The organism is Methanobrevibacter sp. (assembly GCF_045646205.1).
Taxonomy (GTDB): domain Archaea; phylum Methanobacteriota; class Methanobacteria; order Methanobacteriales; family Methanobacteriaceae; genus Methanocatella.
Map to the genome: position 1 here is coordinate 26,695 of NZ_JAZRKF010000031.1, position 18,028 is coordinate 44,722.

20 protein-coding genes are annotated in these 18,028 nt (G+C 34.4%); 11 read left to right on the forward strand and 9 right to left on the reverse strand.

The window, feature by feature from the left end:
• Positions 1-8 precede the first annotated feature (8 nt).
• On the forward strand, positions 9-410 hold the full coding sequence (locus ACKI44_RS06390; protein ID WP_407422659.1) for an RDD family protein: 402 nt from the start codon (positions 9-11) through the stop codon (positions 408-410).
• Between the two features lie 9 nt (positions 411-419).
• Complete coding sequence (locus ACKI44_RS06395; protein ID WP_407422661.1) at positions 420-1,061, forward strand: hypothetical protein; 642 nt, start codon at positions 420-422, stop codon at positions 1,059-1,061.
• Between the two features lie 9 nt (positions 1,062-1,070).
• Here ACKI44_RS06395 and ACKI44_RS06400 read toward each other — a convergent pair whose 3' ends face one another.
• Both ACKI44_RS06400 and ACKI44_RS06405 read right to left on the reverse strand, forming a co-directional pair.
• On the reverse strand, positions 1,071-1,754 hold the full coding sequence (locus ACKI44_RS06400; protein ID WP_407422663.1) for a PD-(D/E)XK nuclease family protein: 684 nt from the start codon (positions 1,752-1,754) through the stop codon (positions 1,071-1,073).
• Positions 1,755-1,766: 12 nt separating this feature from the next.
• Positions 1,767-2,351 (reverse strand): hypothetical protein, encoded by a 585-nt coding sequence (locus tag ACKI44_RS06405; protein WP_407422665.1) that lies wholly within the window; start codon positions 2,349-2,351, stop codon positions 1,767-1,769.
• A gap of 77 nt (positions 2,352-2,428) precedes the next feature.
• Here ACKI44_RS06405 and ACKI44_RS06410 point away from each other — a divergent pair, with 77 nt between their 5' ends.
• Positions 2,429-3,700: a DEAD/DEAH box helicase gene (locus tag ACKI44_RS06410; RefSeq protein ID WP_407422667.1), complete on the forward strand. Its 1,272-nt coding sequence runs from the start codon at positions 2,429-2,431 to the stop codon at positions 3,698-3,700.
• Here ACKI44_RS06410 and ACKI44_RS06415 read toward each other — a convergent pair whose 3' ends face one another.
• Genes ACKI44_RS06415 through ACKI44_RS06440 form a run of 6 tightly spaced genes read right to left on the reverse strand, consistent with a single transcriptional unit; the run spans position 3,701 to position 9,395 of the window.
• A complete protein-coding gene (locus ACKI44_RS06415) occupies positions 3,701-4,504 on the reverse strand; it encodes a winged helix-turn-helix transcriptional regulator (protein ID WP_303735946.1) in 804 nt (267 codons plus the stop codon).
• Between the two features lie 49 nt (positions 4,505-4,553).
• On the reverse strand, positions 4,554-6,155 hold the full coding sequence (locus tag ACKI44_RS06420; RefSeq protein WP_407422670.1) for a DHHA1 domain-containing protein: 1,602 nt from the start codon (positions 6,153-6,155) through the stop codon (positions 4,554-4,556).
• Positions 6,156-6,160: 5 nt separating this feature from the next.
• Positions 6,161-6,430, reverse strand: a complete 270-nt coding sequence (locus tag ACKI44_RS06425) for a signal recognition particle subunit SRP19/SEC65 family protein (RefSeq protein WP_407422672.1) — start codon at positions 6,428-6,430, stop codon at positions 6,161-6,163.
• The gene (gene glf / locus ACKI44_RS06430) at positions 6,430-7,524 is read right to left on the reverse strand and encodes a UDP-galactopyranose mutase (protein WP_407422674.1); all 1,095 of its coding nucleotides are present in this window, start codon (positions 7,522-7,524) and stop codon (positions 6,430-6,432) included. Before glf ends, ACKI44_RS06425 begins: the two co-directional genes overlap by 1 nt.
• A gap of 4 nt (positions 7,525-7,528) precedes the next feature.
• Positions 7,529-8,632, reverse strand: coding sequence for a glycosyltransferase (locus tag ACKI44_RS06435; RefSeq protein ID WP_407422676.1), 1,104 nt, complete (start codon positions 8,630-8,632; stop codon positions 7,529-7,531).
• Positions 8,622-9,395, reverse strand: coding sequence for a uroporphyrinogen-III synthase (locus tag ACKI44_RS06440; protein WP_407422678.1), 774 nt, complete (start codon positions 9,393-9,395; stop codon positions 8,622-8,624). Before ACKI44_RS06440 ends, ACKI44_RS06435 begins: the two co-directional genes overlap by 11 nt.
• Before the next feature lie 423 nt (positions 9,396-9,818).
• On the opposite strand from ACKI44_RS06440, the gene ACKI44_RS06445 reads away from it, so the two are divergent.
• Together ACKI44_RS06445 and ACKI44_RS06450 are read left to right on the forward strand one after the other, a co-directional pair.
• The gene (locus tag ACKI44_RS06445) at positions 9,819-10,286 is read left to right on the forward strand and encodes a flavodoxin (protein ID WP_407422680.1); all 468 of its coding nucleotides are present in this window, start codon (positions 9,819-9,821) and stop codon (positions 10,284-10,286) included.
• 1 nt (position 10,287) lies between these two features.
• Entirely contained in the window at positions 10,288-10,803 is a 516-nt protein-coding gene (locus ACKI44_RS06450; RefSeq protein ID WP_407422682.1) for a flavodoxin family protein, read from the forward strand.
• A 45-nt stretch (positions 10,804-10,848) separates the two neighbouring features.
• Here ACKI44_RS06450 and ACKI44_RS06455 read toward each other — a convergent pair whose 3' ends face one another.
• Positions 10,849-12,279: a hypothetical protein gene (locus ACKI44_RS06455; protein ID WP_407422684.1), complete on the reverse strand. Its 1,431-nt coding sequence runs from the start codon at positions 12,277-12,279 to the stop codon at positions 10,849-10,851.
• A gap of 235 nt (positions 12,280-12,514) precedes the next feature.
• Between ACKI44_RS06455 and ACKI44_RS06460 the strand changes: the two genes are divergently transcribed.
• From ACKI44_RS06460 to ACKI44_RS06485, 6 genes are all read left to right on the forward strand, one after another.
• Positions 12,515-12,706, forward strand: coding sequence for a hypothetical protein (locus tag ACKI44_RS06460; protein WP_407422686.1), 192 nt, complete (start codon positions 12,515-12,517; stop codon positions 12,704-12,706).
• A 2-nt stretch (positions 12,707-12,708) separates the two neighbouring features.
• Positions 12,709-12,849: a hypothetical protein gene (locus tag ACKI44_RS06465; RefSeq protein WP_407422688.1), complete on the forward strand. Its 141-nt coding sequence runs from the start codon at positions 12,709-12,711 to the stop codon at positions 12,847-12,849.
• 203 nt (positions 12,850-13,052) lie between these two features.
• A complete protein-coding gene (locus tag ACKI44_RS06470) occupies positions 13,053-13,220 on the forward strand; it encodes a hypothetical protein (RefSeq protein ID WP_407422690.1) in 168 nt (55 codons plus the stop codon).
• Positions 13,221-13,253: 33 nt separating this feature from the next.
• Positions 13,254-13,658 carry a hypothetical protein gene (locus ACKI44_RS06475; RefSeq protein WP_407422692.1) on the forward strand — a complete coding sequence of 135 codons (405 nt, stop codon included), beginning with the start codon at positions 13,254-13,256 and terminating at the stop codon, positions 13,656-13,658.
• Between the two features lie 55 nt (positions 13,659-13,713).
• Positions 13,714-17,244, forward strand: a complete 3,531-nt coding sequence (locus ACKI44_RS06480; RefSeq protein ID WP_407422694.1) for an SNF2-related protein — start codon at positions 13,714-13,716, stop codon at positions 17,242-17,244.
• Positions 17,245-17,385: 141 nt separating this feature from the next.
• On the forward strand, positions 17,386-18,028 hold a 643-nt coding region (locus ACKI44_RS06485), incomplete at its 3' end, for a TIGR04255 family protein (protein ID WP_407422696.1).

Genomic DNA, 18,028 nt, shown 5'->3' on the forward strand with positions numbered 1-18,028 from the left:
TGTTAAAAGTGGCTAGTTTATTTACAAGAAGAGTGCTTGCATATGTCATTGATTTCTTTGTAGTTTCTGCATTCATGTGGATTGTTTCTTACTTGCTTTCAGTATTCATCAATCCCTACGGTTCATTTCAAATTTACATGTATTTCCCATATGTTGTTCCTGTATTGATACTTGTTTACTTTATCGTTTTAGAAAAATCCAAAGGAGCAACAATCGGTAAAGCATTAATGTATTTACGTGTTATTTCAAGAAATGGCCGCAGAATCTCATGGATTCAGGCTGTCATAAGAAATTTAACAAAAATTTTCTGGTTCCCAATAATTTTCGATTGGGCTATCGGCAAGCTTTTAAGCAATGATAGAGTTTTTGGAGTATTTACAAAAACAATTGTAGTTAACGAAATAGAATAATTGATTCATATGATTAAAAGAGTTCAGGTTCTATGGTATTTAAACAAGGATGATTTGGAAAATTACTGCCTTGACTTTAAACCGTACAAATCACATAAACTTGATGGATATGAAATCTGTGAAGTTGATGAGGATTTAATATATGATTTATGTGACAGGGACCCTGACAGATTGGAGCCCCTGGATTACTTTATAAATCAAAAGGAAATTGAAAATTATCTTAGGGAGCATATTACCAACAATGAATATGACCTTGAAATTGATTCACCGGAACTTAACTCTAAAATCTCTGATGCAATAAAAACAATTGAATTTTCAGAGGAAGGATATTATATTTCAGTAGGTGACGGGGAAATTGGAGACAGCCAAAACGTAATCACCCACTGGTATGATGCACTTAAAAAAGAATATAACAGCTCTTCAAAGGATAATGTGTGGGTATTGATGGTAACCGGCTATGATCCATATGAACTCTCACTTACCGGAAGAACCCTTGCACATATATTATCTGATATTTTAAACATTAACGAGGCATCCCTTGATTCAATGATACCGAACAAGGGAAGAATAAGCGTTGAAGAATGGAACGAAATCCTGGATAAGATGTATAAGAAAAACAAGTTATATCTTGGATTGAACCGTGCTATTTAGATTAATTTTTCATAATTTGCATTTTTCACAGCAGTCACTGTATCTGCAGGATCTGCATTTGTTCGGATTTTTAGTGGCCATAAAAGGCTTTTGACCATCAAATAATGAGTGCATCCTGTTGATTGTAAAGCGGATTTCTTTTTCAGTGTCCCGGTCAAATTCCTCACTCCAGAAGATATTGTCAGTACCTCTTTGTCTCAGTGCTCCTTTAATAGGTCTTTCATCATCACTCATATTTTTAAATGCAAGGCAATATGCTCTTACCTGATTTATCGTTGATGGAAATGCCTTTGAACCGGGTTTATCGTCAATTATTACGATTTCGGTAGGTGTCATCCAGATTTCATCGATAAAACCTCTTATGCCGTCATCAGGTGATATTACAAAGCATTCCCTTGTGAGGGTCGCCTTTTCTTTTGACGTTTCAATCACTTCTTCAAATGTTGCAGGTTCGGCACTTTCTAGAAACTTTTCTTCCAGCTGGTTGTGAACGTCAGTTCCTTTTTTCATGGCTTTGGTTTCTGGTGTTTTTATGCCTTTCATGTACTGGAGATATATCTGGTATTCACAATATCCTTGTTGATTTAACCAGCTAATGGGGAAATTGTTTTTTCCTTCAATTATCTGTATACTTTCTATTGAAGGATGCTTTTTGAATGAGTACTTTTTGTATTTAATGACTTTGTTTTCCATCTTAAATTTTCCTTATTTTCTGGTAGGTCTTTTCAAAATAAGGCCGGTCAATTTTGTAATCTCTTCTAGGGGATAATTGTCTTTATACATGGTACGTGCTACTCTTTCAAGGCCTTGTTTTCTTCCTTCTTCAAGTCCTTGCTGATAACCTGCTCCTCCGCCTTCACTTTGAGCTTTTTCATATCCCGCTTCACGGCCGATTTCTATTCCTTCCTCTTTTCCTTTTTCATAGCCCTGTTTATAGCCGATTTCTATTCCTTCCTGGCGGCCCTGTGCAAGTCCGATATCAATTCCACGTTCGTTAATGGTTTCCCCATCTTCACGTGTGTATAATATTTCATCAACGTCTTCAATAACCTGTTCGGCCATTTCTTCAGCAAGTTTGACTTTAACTTGGTCTTCAACCTGCTTTTGAATGATTTTTTTAACCTCATCTGTCTGCATTCTTCTTTCGACTTCACTTTCAATATAATCGTCATATGTACCGGACTCAATTCTGGAGTCTATTTCGGATTGAATTTTAGCTTCGAGCTTTTCTTTAAGCATTTCTTCTGTGTTGATATCGTTAACTAAATTTTCAAGTGATGACTTATCCATATAAATTTCCCCATGATATAGTAATTATTATATTGTATTTGAAAGTATAAATAATAATCTTTTCAAATATTTAACTAATGAATTTTAATGATTTAAAAATAAATGATGATATAAAAAGTGCTGTCAGTAAAATGGGTTTTGAAAAATTGACTCCCATTCAAAATAAAGCTATTCCTGATGCTTTAGCCGGCAGGGACATTATTGGTCAGGCACAGACAGGTTCGGGTAAGACTCTTGCTTTTGGAATACCTGTTTTAAACAAATTGTTCACTCCAGACAGGTCTCCTCAGGCCATTATATTATGTCCGACTAGGGAACTGTGTGTTCAGGTGGCGGATGAGATTAAAAAACTGGCCAAGGATATGGATAAGGTGAAAGTGCTGGCCGTTTATGGAGGACAGGCTATTGGAAGACAGATCAGGGTTTTAAATAAGGGAGTTCATATTGTTGTGGGAACCCCAGGCAGGGTAATAGATCATATCGAGAGAGGGACTCTTGATTTGATTGGAATTGAAACTGTAGTTTTGGATGAGGCAGATGAAATGCTTGATATGGGTTTTAGAGAAGACATTGAACTGATTTTAAGACACACTCCAAAACAGAGACAGACTTTACTTTTTTCTGCAACAATGCCTGATGAAATCAAAAAGATTACTAAATTATATCAGAATAATCCAAAATTCATTAAAATATCAGATTCAAGAAAGACCATTCCTAAAATCAAGCAGTTTTCATTTAAAAGTGATGACCGGGACAAGATTGATGATTTGTGCAAATTGATTGAATTCTATGACTTCAATTTATGGCTGATTTTCTGCAATACCCGTCGTCGTGTTGACTTCGTATACCGCAATTTAAAAAGAAAGGGCTACAAGGTTGACAGCATTCACGGCGACATGACTCAAAAGGTCAGGGATAAGGTAATGAACAAGTTCAGAAACGGAAATATTTCCATTCTGGTTGCAAGTGACATTGCTGCCCGTGGAATTGATGTAAGTGAAATCGATGTTGTCGTAAATTATGACATTCCGCAAAATCCTGAAGATTATATCCATAGAATTGGCCGTACGGCACGTGCGGGGGAATCAGGCTATGCATTCAATATCGTTGTGCCTTATGAGGCACATGACCTGGTTAAAATAAGAAAAAAATATAATTTAAATGTAAAGTCAAAAAAGGTTCCGACTTTCGATGAAATCGAGCATATCAAAAATAAAAAAATAATGGATGATGTTAAGGTGTTGATAGAAAGTAACGATTTGAGCAGTTATGTAAAGGTCATAACATCATCTAAAATGGATACTGTAGAGATTGCAGCAGCATTATTAAAAATGATGAGAGAAAAATAGCTATTTTCTTCCATCGATAATGTTGTATTTGATTTTTTCTGCTTCAAGTTCACGTACGAATGATTTTGTCATGTCTCCGACACATAATGCCAAGACATTTAAACCTTTACGTGCGGCATTTGCAGTTGCCTGTGGAGCAGCGAATTCAATATCTATATTCAAACCTAGCTTTTGCGCAATTACTCTTGAAATTGTACCTGCTACAGCAATTCTATCGATTTTTGAACCGCTTTTAGTACCATTTTCATATACGTCTTTAATCAAGTTCAGGTCAGTGGTTTTAGATCCGCCTTCCTTAATGGTAGGCAGGTTAATGATGGTTGCTTCTCCAACAGTCATATCAATCAATCCTGTCAGATTGGTTAATGCAACATCTGAACCTTCTTCAGCGTCTTCCAAAACTATGCCATTTGCGTTTTCGTCACCTTTGTGGGCATATAAAACACCGTCTTCCATATAAAGACCAACAACCTGATCTTTTTTAAGGTCTTCACCGGCAACAGCAGGCCAAATGGTTTTATAATGATTCATAGTCTCTAAAACTGAATCAGAATATTTCCTTAAACTGATTGCATCTCTTTTTACTTTATCAATACCTTTTTGGGTTATTTTGTAAGGTGATCTTCCATCCTTCGATGTGATGTATTCTAACTCAATAAGGGTTTTTATGTTTTCCGAAACTGCCTGGATGGTGATACCTAATTTCTGGGCCAAATCTTTTTGTTTAAGATGCGGGTCCTGTTTAGATATCTCACTCAGGATTTGGAAGTGAGTTAGTGCACCTCTTTTTTTAAAAGCTTTCAATTTTCATTCCTCCTATTAAAATTAAAAATGCTTTGATAAATTTGTAAAATTACATTGATATTTTTTTATTTAATGATATATTAAACTTTTGTAAAAATTCATCTTTTTTTTCAAGAGGGATGTATGCACCACATGCCATTGCGTGGCCTCCGCCACTTCCGCCAACGTCATTTGACACTTCACGGATTATATTTCCGAAATGGATTCCGTCGTAGGATAAAAAGCGTGAACATCTAAGGGATACCTTTAATCCGTCAGAATCTTCAACCTGTGTAAATCCGATAATAGGTTTTCTCCAGTTACAGTGGCCTAAAATCATTCCTGTAATGGTACCGACAATTTCCGGCTTGATTCCTGTCCCGTCAAAGTACTGGAGGTTTTCAAGTTCAATAATATGTTCTCCGTCAGCAACTTTCTCCATTGACGTTGCAAGGTTATATCTATGCTTTCTGCTGATTTCTTCAAGTTCCACCAGTGCCCAGTCACGATTGCCTTTCAAAACTTCCATAGCTATTTTCTCTTCGTGATTTCTACCGCAGGCATTCATTGCAGTTGAAAACTCAGCACCGTCCCTTAAAAAACTTCCCGGATCTTCCAAAAGAAATGTATAGGAATCTCCAATCAGTACTTTAGGAATGTGCTCGTAGTATTTTGGCGGAACCTCATTGATAATCATTCGGTTCAATGCATTGTACAATTTGCCTTTTTCATCATTTGTCAAATCGGACAGGGTTTTTCTTCTGATTCTTTGCTGGGTCTGGTATAATATCATGAATTCGTCCTTTGATAAATAAGGGGGAAGGGTTCCTGCATTTTTAACTCCTTCGATTTCCTTATTCAGGATTGCACGGTCCTGTCTTGTCAGCGTATAATCTTTTCCGGCTTCACATAAAATGCCTATTTTTTCCAAAACCTCTGACTCTTCAGGTGTTATTCTTTTTAGTGTTGAATCAATACCCAATTCATCCAAAAGTGCTTTTGATTCATTCTGATTATTGGTTATTGGAAGCTTTACATCACTAAAGTATGATAGTGCGATAAATAATTCCCTGGTATTCCGTCCGTAGATGTTTAAATCGCTTTTAATCAAATCGAGATAACCTTCATTAATTGCATCATCCTGGATTATTTCGTTCAATCCTTCAAAATGGCCGCTGTGTGTATTTTGCATATCTCCAATTGCTGATAACACACCAATCCAGCTTAAATCAGTATATCCGAATTCCTTTGCAAGAAAATAACACAGACCTCCGCCGCAGACATAGTAAGACCCGTCAATGCCGTGATGAATAGGATTTATTTCAATGTATGTGAAATCCTTTGAATCTCCGTAATCAATGTCTCTTAAAGGTGGGTGGTGGTCCAGGATTAAAATGTTATTGTTTTCGCTTGCATTGGTGTCAATATGCTGGCCTGAACCCAAATCAGAAAAAATGGTCAGTTCATGATTCAAATCAATGTCATCAAGGACGTCAAGATTGACAAAATCAATTTCATGAGGTTTATTGAGTCTGTCAAGGATTGTTGAAAGAATTGCTCCTGAGCAGATTCCGTCACAGTCAATATGGGAATAAACCTTAATGTCTGATGATTTTTCAATCAATTCCTTTGCCTGATGGTATTTTTCAGCCATTAATGGTGGTATTTCCATTTAAATCAGTTCCTGATTTCTTTAATCTTTAAACTAATTTCTTTGATGAGTTCCAGTTTTGTCTTATCGTATTCAACCAGAACACGGCCGGACTTTTCATACCATTTTCCCGGATAAGCTCTTTCCTTTTGAACATTGTATGTAAATCCTAATCTTTTCAGTGCTCTTTCAATTTCAGCCATTGTAGGTGATGAAACAGCTATTTCCTTAGATACTTTTCTTCCTTCACTTAAAGTCAGGTCTTTATTTAAATATTGTGGCCAAATTGTAATCATTATTTAATCTCCTTTTCAAATATTTCCAGGGCATCTTTAACTACCAAATCCATATTGTAATATTTATATTTGGCTAAACGTCCTGCAAAAATAACGTTTTCCTCTTTTTCCATTTCTGCTTCGTATAATTTGAATTTTTCCAGATATTCTTCGGTCGGGTAAGGATAACATTTCTCGCCGTTAAAACCGGGATATTCTCTCATTATTGCGGTCTTGTCCTTAACTGTCTGACCGGTGAGTTTTTTAAACTCGGTAATGCGTGTAAAGTACGGGTCATTCGGATAGTTGACGACAGCAACTTCCTGGTATGAATCTTCATCAAGAATCTCATAAACGAAGTTCAGACATCTGTAAAGCAATTCGCCGTACTTGTAATCGTAAAAGTAATCAATAGGACCTGTATAGATCAGTTTTTTGGAATAGTTGATTTTATTTATGTATTGCTTGTAATCAGCTTTAAGGCCCACGTGAATATTGTCTGATTCAATCATGCGTTCACACATTTTGGTAAAGCCGTCTTTAGGCATTCCCTGATAGGCATCCTCGAAATACCTGTCATCATGATTGAAGCGGAATGGAATTCTTGATATTACTGAAGGACTTAGATTGGCGGCTGACGTTCCCCACTGCTTTTCAGTGTAGTTTTTAAAGAGTTTGTTGTAAATGTCACGTCCTGCGTTTGCCAAAACGACATCCTCTGAGGATTTAATCTCTTTAATGTCTTCCTTGTTTTCATCAATCCATTCATGCATAGACTCCTCATCCAAATCAAGGTCATACAACTGGTTTAAAGTGTCAATACAGATTGGCATCGGGACAAGCTTGCCGTCCACATAACTTAAAACACGGTGTTCATAATCAATCCATTCTGTAAACCTTGATAAGTAATCATAAACTTTCTTTTCTTTGGTGTGGAAAATATGAGGTCCGTATTTCTGGATTAAGAGACCATCATCATAAAAGTCATAGACGTTACCGCCTATATGGTCTCTTTTTTCAATTATCAGAACTTTTTCGTCAAGTTCATTGGCAATTCTTTCGGCTATCGTAAGACCGGAAAGTCCGGCTCCAACTATTACATAATCAAATTCCATCATATCACGCTTTTGAAGTAAAAATTGAGGTTTCAATTGCAGTTGTCATTGCAGACAAGAGCATTTTGGTTTTCATATCACTTTGATGTATTTTTTTAAGTCTGTTCACTTTTTTGAGCAGTAATCTGTTTTCTTCTTTTGTAAATGGAGACCCTTTCCATGTATTCATCCAGTGAAGCAGATGGGGATTGACAGAAACGATTTGGATTTCCTTTGAAAAACTTTCTGTCTGTTTTCTGCAGTAAATATAGGACTCCATCAAATCGTCAAGCAGTCTGACGTTGACGTTATTGGTAATTGACTTGTCGTCAGGCAAATCTCTGATGTAGTAATCATAACACATGAAATTGTTTAAATAAACAATGCCTTTAGCATTCAGCAATGTTTCCAGGGTGAATGCCATGTCGTCTCCTGAAATGAATGGCTGGAAACGAATATCATTGTCCATAATCAGTTCCCTTTTAAAGATTTTACTCCAGACGGAAGGTGCCATTTTCAATAGGTCAGGCTCCTGTTCGATATTGTCAATGATGATTGTATCAATCGGTCCGTCTCTTTTATATGTGACTTCAAGGTCCTTGCCGTAAAGGAATCTTTCGATGAAATTGTCCCATACAAAGTCGGATACATTTAAAAAATTAGGGTTTTCAAATGTTTCGTCGGGATAGGCATGTTCCAAATCGTCTTCATAAGGTGAATAGGACTTTTGGACATATCCTCCATATTCAAATATCCTTCTGAACCTTGCAAAGGCCATATCAGCATTATTTTCTTTGATCGCTTTGTATAAAGTTTCACAGCAGTCCGGTGTGTATCTGTCGTCCGGGTCTAAAAACATGATGTAATCGCCGGTACATGCATCAATTCCTGTATTACGTGGAGTAAAAGCTGCTCCTGAGTTTTTCTTATGGTGGATTGCAATGCAGCAGTCATACTTTTCGGCATATTCATCAATGATTTCGCCTGAACCGTCTGTTGAGCAGTCATTAACCATAATAATTTCTAAATTCTCATTTCCTATACTTTGATTTATTAAAGAGTCGATTCCTCCTCTGAGATGGTCACCAACATTAAAAATTGGCAGGATAATACTTATTTTATCTTCCATTAGAATCTCTCCATACTTTAAATAGCAATTCCATCATATCTGGAACTGTGTAAGTGTCAGGGTAAATATGTTTAACTTTATAGTCATCAAGGACATTTCCTGTTATTGGACCTATTGCAACGGTCAGCAACTTCTCTGATAATAAACTGATCAGTTTTTCTTTATCTTCAGATATCTTGAAGAAGTTATGTACCGTTAACGGGCTTGTAAATGTGATGGCGTCAATTTCTGAGTTTTCAATTTTAGCTATCAGTTCTTTTACGCTTTCATCATCCATTGGAAAGAGTGACTTGTATGCTTCAGCTAAGATAACTTTATTGTCAAGTTTTTCCAATCCTTCAGGCAGTGTTGCTCTTGCAGAAGCTGTTCTTGGAATTCCAATGATTTTATTTCTTATATCTAGCTTTGTAAATTCCTCAACCAGACCTTCAGCCGTAAAATCATCAGGCATCAGGTCAACTTCAACGCCCTGTTTTTTCAACAAAGATCCTGTTTTGTTTCCAATGACTGCAACTTTACAGTTCAAATCATCGAAAAAGTCCGGATAAAACAGATTGAAAGAATCAATTGTTGTTGGGGAGGTAAAAACAATCCAATCAAGAGAGTCCTTATTTTTTACCAAATCCTTTAGGGAATCTGTGTTTACAGGCTTTAAATCCAGTGTAGGTGCAAGAACTGCACTCCCACCAAGTTTTTCTACAATTTCACAAGCTTTTTTAGCCCTATCTGCAGGCCTTGTAATTGCAACAACAGGTTTTTTCATCATATTTACCTTCAATAACTTATAATGTTATATATTTTGATTTTGTTTGCTTATATTATTTGTGTAAATTTGAGTCTTTTTTGAAAGTGGAAATGTTTAAATATGATGTTTTAGTGGGGACAATTTTTACGAGTGAGCTCAACAAGCTTTAAATAGCCTTTTGTTTAAAGATTTAATAGAAAATAGGCCTCCAATTTAAAAAATGAAGGGGTGATTAAATTATGTTTTGTAATATTATTTACTAGAGATTAACTCTAATGAGTAATCTCGATATTGGGGATTAAATTAATGTCTACGGGGAATATTGCAGGTTTTTTCTGCAATATAGGCATTAATTATTTAGCTATTTTTTTAATGATTTTTCCAAATTAAATTTAAATAACTTTATATAATTAAAATAAAAATATTAATTTAGGTGAAATCATGTCAAATATTTTAGTCACATATTTTTCAGCAAGCGGTGTTACTAAAGGCATTGCTCAAAAGATAGCTAATGACAATGGGTATGATATATTTGAAATCGTGCCGGAAGAGATTTACACTCCAGCAGACCTGGACTGGACCGACAAGAACTCCAGATCAACTCTTGAGATGAACGACAAATCATTCAGGCCTCCTATCGTTGAAACTGTTGATGTAAGTGCTTATGATACTATCGTAATAGGTTTTCCTGTATGGTGGTATACCGCACCGACAATAATCAACACATTCATAGAAAGCGTTGATTTAAGCGGAAAAACAATTAAAGCATTCTGCACCTCAGGAGGCTCCGGAATCGATAAGTGCGTAAGCGACCTTTCAAGTACATATCCGGAACTTAACTTTGATAAGGGCTTAAGGTTAACCGGCAGGGAAAGTTCAGATAAAATTAAAGAATGGATAGGTGAGTAGTATGGCAAGAGATGTAGTAGTAATTAGTTCTTCACCTAGAAAAGGTGGAAACTCAGACACATTGTGTGACGAATTTGTAAAAGGAGCAACCGACGGTGGAAAGAATGCTGTAAAATATTTCCTTGAAGATATTGAATTTGACTCATGCAAAGCATGTATGGCATGTAAAACACCGGAAAAGGAATGCTATCAGGATGATCAAATCTCATTGATTCTTGATGAGATGATGGAAGCTGACGTAATAGTCTATGCAACTCCAATCTATTATTATGAAATGTGCGGAACCCTAAAAAGATTCTTTGACAGGTGCTATCCGATTTTCAATCATCTGGAGAACAAGGATTACTATATCATCACTGCAGTAGGCTCATCAAACGGTGATGCATTAACAGGTATCAGAAGCTTTATCGGATTTTCCAAAAATCCGACTGAAAAGGCAGTGTTTACTGTTGTCGGTGATGCTAAAAGTCAGGATGACTTACTAAAAGAAGTGTATGAAGCAGGTAAAAACTGCTAAATACTTATTTTATTTTTTTTAAAAAAATGAGGATAGAAAAGAGTTCTATCCTTTGTATTCAACACCATTAACCAGGAGTTTATGACCATTCAAGTTTATTGTTCCTGAATTTTCAAGGGAAGAGACATTACTGTCACCGGTTAATGACCAGGTTGAGCCGTTTTCAACAACAACTGTGGTGTTTCCGGTTGAGTTGATTGCACCGTCAAATGTAGTGCCTTTCAATGTGAAGTCTAAAGAACTGATTGAATCAACTATGATATCACCACTTAATTTTTCGCTAATTGCTGTTAAGTTGACGTCTCCGCCGTTTGATCCGACATTACCCCATTGGCTTTGGCCTGAAATGTCAAAGAGTATTCCGCTTCCGAAATTGAACTCGGATGATTCAAGGACAACGTTGGCCTTGGTATTGGTTACATGAAACATCGGTATGCTATCATAGTATTTTGATGATGAATCAACGGTTAATTTGGAGTTTTTACACATGAAAGTGGATGTTCCAACATCAGCATCTCCACTCATACTTTGATAGATGAATACACCTGCCAAGTCAACATAGTTGTCTCCATCCTTACGGTTTCCTTCTCCAAAACCGACCAATTGGGAATTTTCAACACTGATTGAGTTTTTACCTTCAATACATGCAATCTGAGATACGTATGAAGTACCCTGTGAGTTAATGACGCTTATGTTTCCGGTAGAATACATCAACGGTGAACCCCGTCCGGATTCTTTGCTGACACCTGTGTTTAAAACGGAGTTTTTAACAGTGACATTACCTTCGCCTCTGTCGGTTGCAAGAGCAGCGCAGCTGTTTCCGTCGGTGTTGATTATCACGTTTTCGGCATTTATGATACCGCCGAATGTTGCATCAAGTCCACGGGATTTGTCCTGATGGGTTGTAATTTTAACATTTTTTATGTTTGCTACGGTTTCGTTTGCTTTCTGTTCGTCTTTTTTCAATTCTTCAGGAGGTTTTTCAGGTGCGGTTCCGTTTCCTCCGTCAGGAGGTGTTCCTCCACCCATTCCGCCTTGACCCTGGCCGGAATCAGTATTGGTTACAAAAATACCGTTTGATCCTTTGGAATTGGTATTGACTTCACAGTTTTCAATATTTAACCTGCCTTGATCTTTAACCAAAACTGCAGAGTTAATTCCATAAAAGTCTGCATCATCGCCTGAACTTTGTGTATCTCCGGTTTTGTTGATTATTGAATTCGTAAGCTTTAAGATACTTGAATTGTTAACAAAAATACTGTTTTCATCACTTGCAGTTGATTTAAAAAATCCTTTATCTTCATCCTGCGTTTTACTGTCTAATTTCAATACTCCTTTTTCGGTTAAGGCATTTGCATCAATACTCTGGGTATCTACATTAATTTGGGTTGTTCCAGGTTGTAAAAATGCAAAATAGCCTATTACAGCCAATATTATAATAGCTATTATTCCTATTATTAAGTGAATTTTCTTCATGTGGATTGTTATATTGTTTACTGTTAAATAATTTTTTCATTGTTATATGAATATTGCTTTATTCGAGTTAAATTTTAATGTTAGGTCAATATTTACTTTACTTTGTAAAAATAACTTCATACATAAGTTAAATTTATATTTAATGAAGTTTAATATGTTTATATCGATTATAAAATCATTAAATCTTTTTTTAATGTTTTTATATTTGATTACAACAATTAAATGAGTGATAAAAATGACATCTGAAGTACTTATAATGAATAAAAATGCAATAGCGATGGCAGCGGATAGTGCGGTAACTGTAAATAATAGAAAAACTTACAATGGGGCAAATAAATTATTCATGTTATCAAATGAACCTCCAATGGGAATTATAATCAAAAGTTTAAATAGGGGTATTGTAAATAAGATAATTAAGGTTGTGTAAATATGAAAAGCTATATTTCAAATAATAATGTTAAAAGCGATTTTAAATATACAAGAGAATATTTCATCAATTGGGGTAAAAAAGTGGCTGAAGAGTCTCTTGAAATCCTTAGAAATGATTTAAAATCTCCGGATGATGATTAGTTCTTTATTTGTCATTTTTTTCTGCTTTCTGACTTGAAATATTCTATCCCTTATATTTTTTTAAAATGTTATTTTTAGGTTTAATAATCCATATTTGTGAATAATTATCTGTTTAATGTCTAAAGTTGATTTTCAATGGATTGATTATACAAACGGTTAAAATTTAAATAATATAAGAAAATAATATAAAATTAGGTGTAATTATGTGTGCTTTAGCAATTTTTAAAAGAAGAACTGGTCGTACACATTTTGAAAAGAAAGTTCGCGTTCCGGGCAAACAAGGTCGTGAGGCCGCTATTCGTCATGGCGAAATTCTTCGTCAAAGACGGGAGGATCGTAGAAAAGAGCTTTTAAAACAAAATGCCGGATAATTATTAGTATATTATTAACCATAAACCATTAGTTTGAAGAAGATACATGTTAGAATCTTAAGATTACTATATATTTTGGAAAAATATTGCTTCGGATTATGGCGAGAATTAAATCCTGGAGATATTTCAATGAATCAAAAAATAGAAAAAAGAAGTCCTGTTTTGGAAAATATGGAACATCAAGCTTTTTTAAAAGGTTATAATAAAGCATATTTTGAATCATATATTGAAGGGTATGTTGAGAGTTATTTGGAAACTGCTGAATGTAAACTTAAAGTTCTAAATGATATTGCAATGGATTCTAATAATGATTTAACGCTTGAAGAGTTATCCAATAAATGTGGATTTGATGTGGATGAAATATTAACGCTAAGAGTTAATCAAAGGACTATCGCTAAATTATTAATTTCATTGATGAAATCCTTAGATTTTATTTAGAATGACAAAAAAATGTTGAATAAAAGAATCACAAATAGATAATTGGTATAAGATTATGGCAAAAAGACAATTTACAAAAACATGGTGGGGCGAAAAATGGTTGAATGCCCTTGAAGGAGTATACTGGACTAATAGAATTGGTCGTGGAAGAACATATGCAAATACTGGACGTGTTTATGATATTAAAATTAATGATAATGTTGTAACGGCTAAAGTTAGAGGTAATTATCAAAACTATTATGATGTCATGGTTGAATTCAAGCAGTTAAGCGGTAATGAAAAAGAAAAGATTTTAAATATTATCCACAAAAATCCTTCTGTTCTGTCTGCTTTGTTAAATCATAAATTGCCTATTGAATTATATGACATGCTTAAAAAAGCAAAAATCAATGTTTTTCCAACATCACACAAGGATATGTATTCTTCCTGCAATTGTCCAGATTATGCTTTAATATGTAAACATATTGCAGGTCTTGTTCATATGATTGCTCTTGAAATTGATAAGGATCCTTTTTTAATTTTCAGGCTCAGGGGTTTTGATTTGCTAGAAGCCCTGAACTATTCTACTAAGGATAATACAATCAATATTAGGAGTGTTGATGATTTATTCATGCATGATGATACTGGGTTAAAAGAATGTAATGATGTTGATTTTTCTAAAATACCTGAGTTACATGATAGAATTTTCCTTTTGTTAAATGATAATCCAGTATTTTTCAAAAAGAATTTCAAAGCTATTTTAAATAATGTTTATAAATCCATGGCTCGTTTTGTTAAAAAACATGTTGAAGATTATATGAGATATCAAATTGATGGTGGTTATAATCCATTTTATGATTATTTCCCGGAATATGAACCTTTCAGTGGTGATGAAGATGATTATGATGATTATCTTGAAAATATTTTCCTTGAAAGGTGGGGAATGCCTAATCAGTGGAACAGATTAAAAATCAATCTTAATAAGAATTACGATATTTCAAAATTTGATATTGATAAAAAAGCACTTTTAAATCAAGATAAATCTTCTAAGGCATTGTTTGCATTTTTCACTGAATTATCACAAAGTCCCATAGACAAGTTTTGTGCAGATATCCAATTTTTAAATCTGATTTATAGCTTCACTTTGGAACTGATAAAAAAACATGCCATTGTCCCTGAACTCTTCAAAACTGCTGATTATTATAAAATCCGCTGGATTCCTGCAATTTTTGATAAATCAATATCTCAACTGATTGATGATTTGTCTTATACATGTCCCGACAATCTTTTGAAGTTTAAGAATCGAAAAATTTCCAGAAAAGACCAGATTATTGCTCTGTCAAGCCTTTTCATTGACGGATTTTTCAACGATTATTTGAGGCATGGTGCTTCAAGCACTGTTCGAAACAATTATTCCGAGAGTATATTTCAGCTATTCTTCTTTGAAGGACAGGAATTGGATATCAATACTGCTGAATCAATCAATCAATGGTTATCCAAGTTTATTTTAAATACAAGAGATTATGATTTGTATTTGGTTGTTGAACAAACCAGCAATTCATTCAATGTTGATATCAAGGTCAATGATGAGATGTCTCCAATCAATGAGGTGATATTGAATACTGAAGATATGGGTCTGAAAGTAAATCTGCTTAAGGACATATACATTATCAATGAAATTTTTCCGGATTTCAATAAATCACTTGATTTGGGTGAAGACTTGGAGTATAATCTTGATGATTTCACACAATTCTTTTTGAATACTTTACCATTATTTGAATTAATGGGCATTAAAATCATCCTTCCAAAATCTCTTCAGAAAATATTCAAACCGAAACTTGTTCTGGATATCAAATCAAATAATGAAGATTCATATATCAAATTTGAAGATTTGACTGATTTTGATTGGAAAATTGCAATCGGAAATACAACCTGTACTTTATCAGAGTTTAAAAATCTTGTGGAAAAATCAAAGGGTTTGGTCCGCCTGGCAAACGAATTTGTCATGCTTGATGAACGGGAAGTAAAGTCTCTTATAAAACAAATAGATAAACTTCCTGAAAAACTGAACAAGCATGATTTGATGAAGGCACTGCTCAGTGGTGAAATTAATGATGCTGATGTAAATGTTGATGCTGAGTTGGATAGGCTGATTAGTGAAATCAAGTCATTCGGTCAAGTTGATGCTCCAGACAATGTATATGCAGATTTAAGGGACTATCAAAAGACCGGATATTCCTGGCTTGTTCAAAACATATCTTCGGGATTTGGATCAATACTTGCAGATGACATGGGTCTTGGAAAAACATTGCAGGTTTTGGCTACAATACAGTATTTAAAAAACTGCGGTTATTTGGAAAAGGAAAAGGTTCTAGTAATTGCTCCAACAAGTCTTCTTACTAATTGGGCTGAGGAAATTAAAAAATTCACGCCGGATTTAAGTGCATTCATATATCATGGATCAAATAGAAGATTTCCTAAAAATGAACATGACGTCTATTTAACGTCTTACGGTCTAATTAGGCAAGATTTAAATAAATTTAAAAAGAAGAAATGGTTCTTAATTGTTGTTGATGAGGCACAAAATATTAAAAATCCTGATACAAAGCAAACAAAAGCGGTCAAATCAATCAAATCAAAACATAGGATTGCAATGTCTGGAACACCGGTTGAAAATAGGCTGGCTGAATACTGGAGCATTTTTGACTTTATTAACAAGGGATATTTGAAAAGCCTTAAAAGCTTTAGGAAAAACTATATTGCTCCAATCGAAAAGGAAAGAAATGCGGATATTTTAGATAATTTCAAACAGATAACTCAGCCATTCATACTAAGGAGACTTAAAACAGATAAAAAAATTATAAATGATTTGCCGGATAAAATTGTCAATGATGTTTACTGCAATCTGACCAGTCAGCAGATTGCCCTATATAAGGAGACATTGGATGTGTCCATACAGGACATTGAGGCAAATGAAGGGATGAAAAGAAGAGGAATAGTCTTGAAATTGATTAATTCCCTAAAACAGATTTGTAATCATCCATCACAGTTTACAAAGTCCAAAAATTACTTTGTAAATGAATCGGGAAAGCTGGAAGTACTAATGGATATCCTGTCAAATATTTTAGATAACAATGAAAAAGTTTTGATTTTCACACAATATGTGAAAATGGGTGAAATAATCCAAAATTTAATCGAAAAAACATTCAAAGAGGAAGTTCTATTCTTGCATGGGTCTTTGTCCCGTAATAAAAGAGATGAGTTGGTTAAAAAATTCCAGAATAATCCTCAAAATAAAATATTTATAGTTTCTCTAAAAGCCGGGGGGACTGGCTTAAATTTGACAGCAGCCCAAAATGTAATTCATTATGATTTGTGGTGGAATCCTGCAGTCGAAAACCAGGCAACTGACCGGGCATACAGAATCGGCCAGAAGGAAAACGTGATGGTTTACAGATTCATCACAAAAGGTACCTTTGAAGAGAAAATCAATGAAATGATTCACTCCAAAGAGGAACTTGCCAAACTGACTGTCGGAAACGGCGAAACATTCATAACCGAAATGAATACCGATGAGCTGAAAGAAATGATGGAATTGCGGAAATAATAATTTTTCATCCACAGGTAAAAATTGATTTAACCTTATTAAATTGATTTAATTGCATAAACAAAAGATTTATAAAGCCCAAATCAAATTTAGATAAGTTTATATAATTATTAAAGTAAATACAAAAACAAGGTGTTTTTAATGAAATATTCAAAGAATCAATTGCACGAAGTTATTTTCGAAATTAAATTTCCAATTATATTAAAATTATACACAGACCGAGAAGATGCCGCATCAGAGTTTCAAGAGCAAGTCAAATCTGAATTTCCAAATGTGGATTTTGAAAAAAAGAAAAAAACTTCAATTATACATGAAAATACTGGAGGGTCAAGTGAAGTTAAAACCAAAGACGAATATTTAACCTGGATTTTTTCAAATGGAAAAAAACAAATTCAATTAACAGGGAAAAATGTGCTCTTGGTCTGTAAAGGAGAATCATATACAAATTTTGAGGAATTCATGCAGGATGTCCATATAATTTTAAAAGCATTAAGGGAATATGATTTAAAAATAACCACCTTCACTGGCCTGAGATTCATAAATCAGATTAATATTGGAAACGAAAAGCAAATAGATGAATATATCAATCCAAATCTACATTTAATAAATGAAGAATTTGAAAATGACAACCTCATACAGTCATTAACTAAAACAGAACTTGAAATAGAAGGATACAATCTGATATTTACTTATGGCCAATTTAATCCGGATTATCCAAGCACCTCTTCAAAAAAAGAGTTTATCTTAGATTATGACTGCATTTCAGTATATGATGAGAAAATAG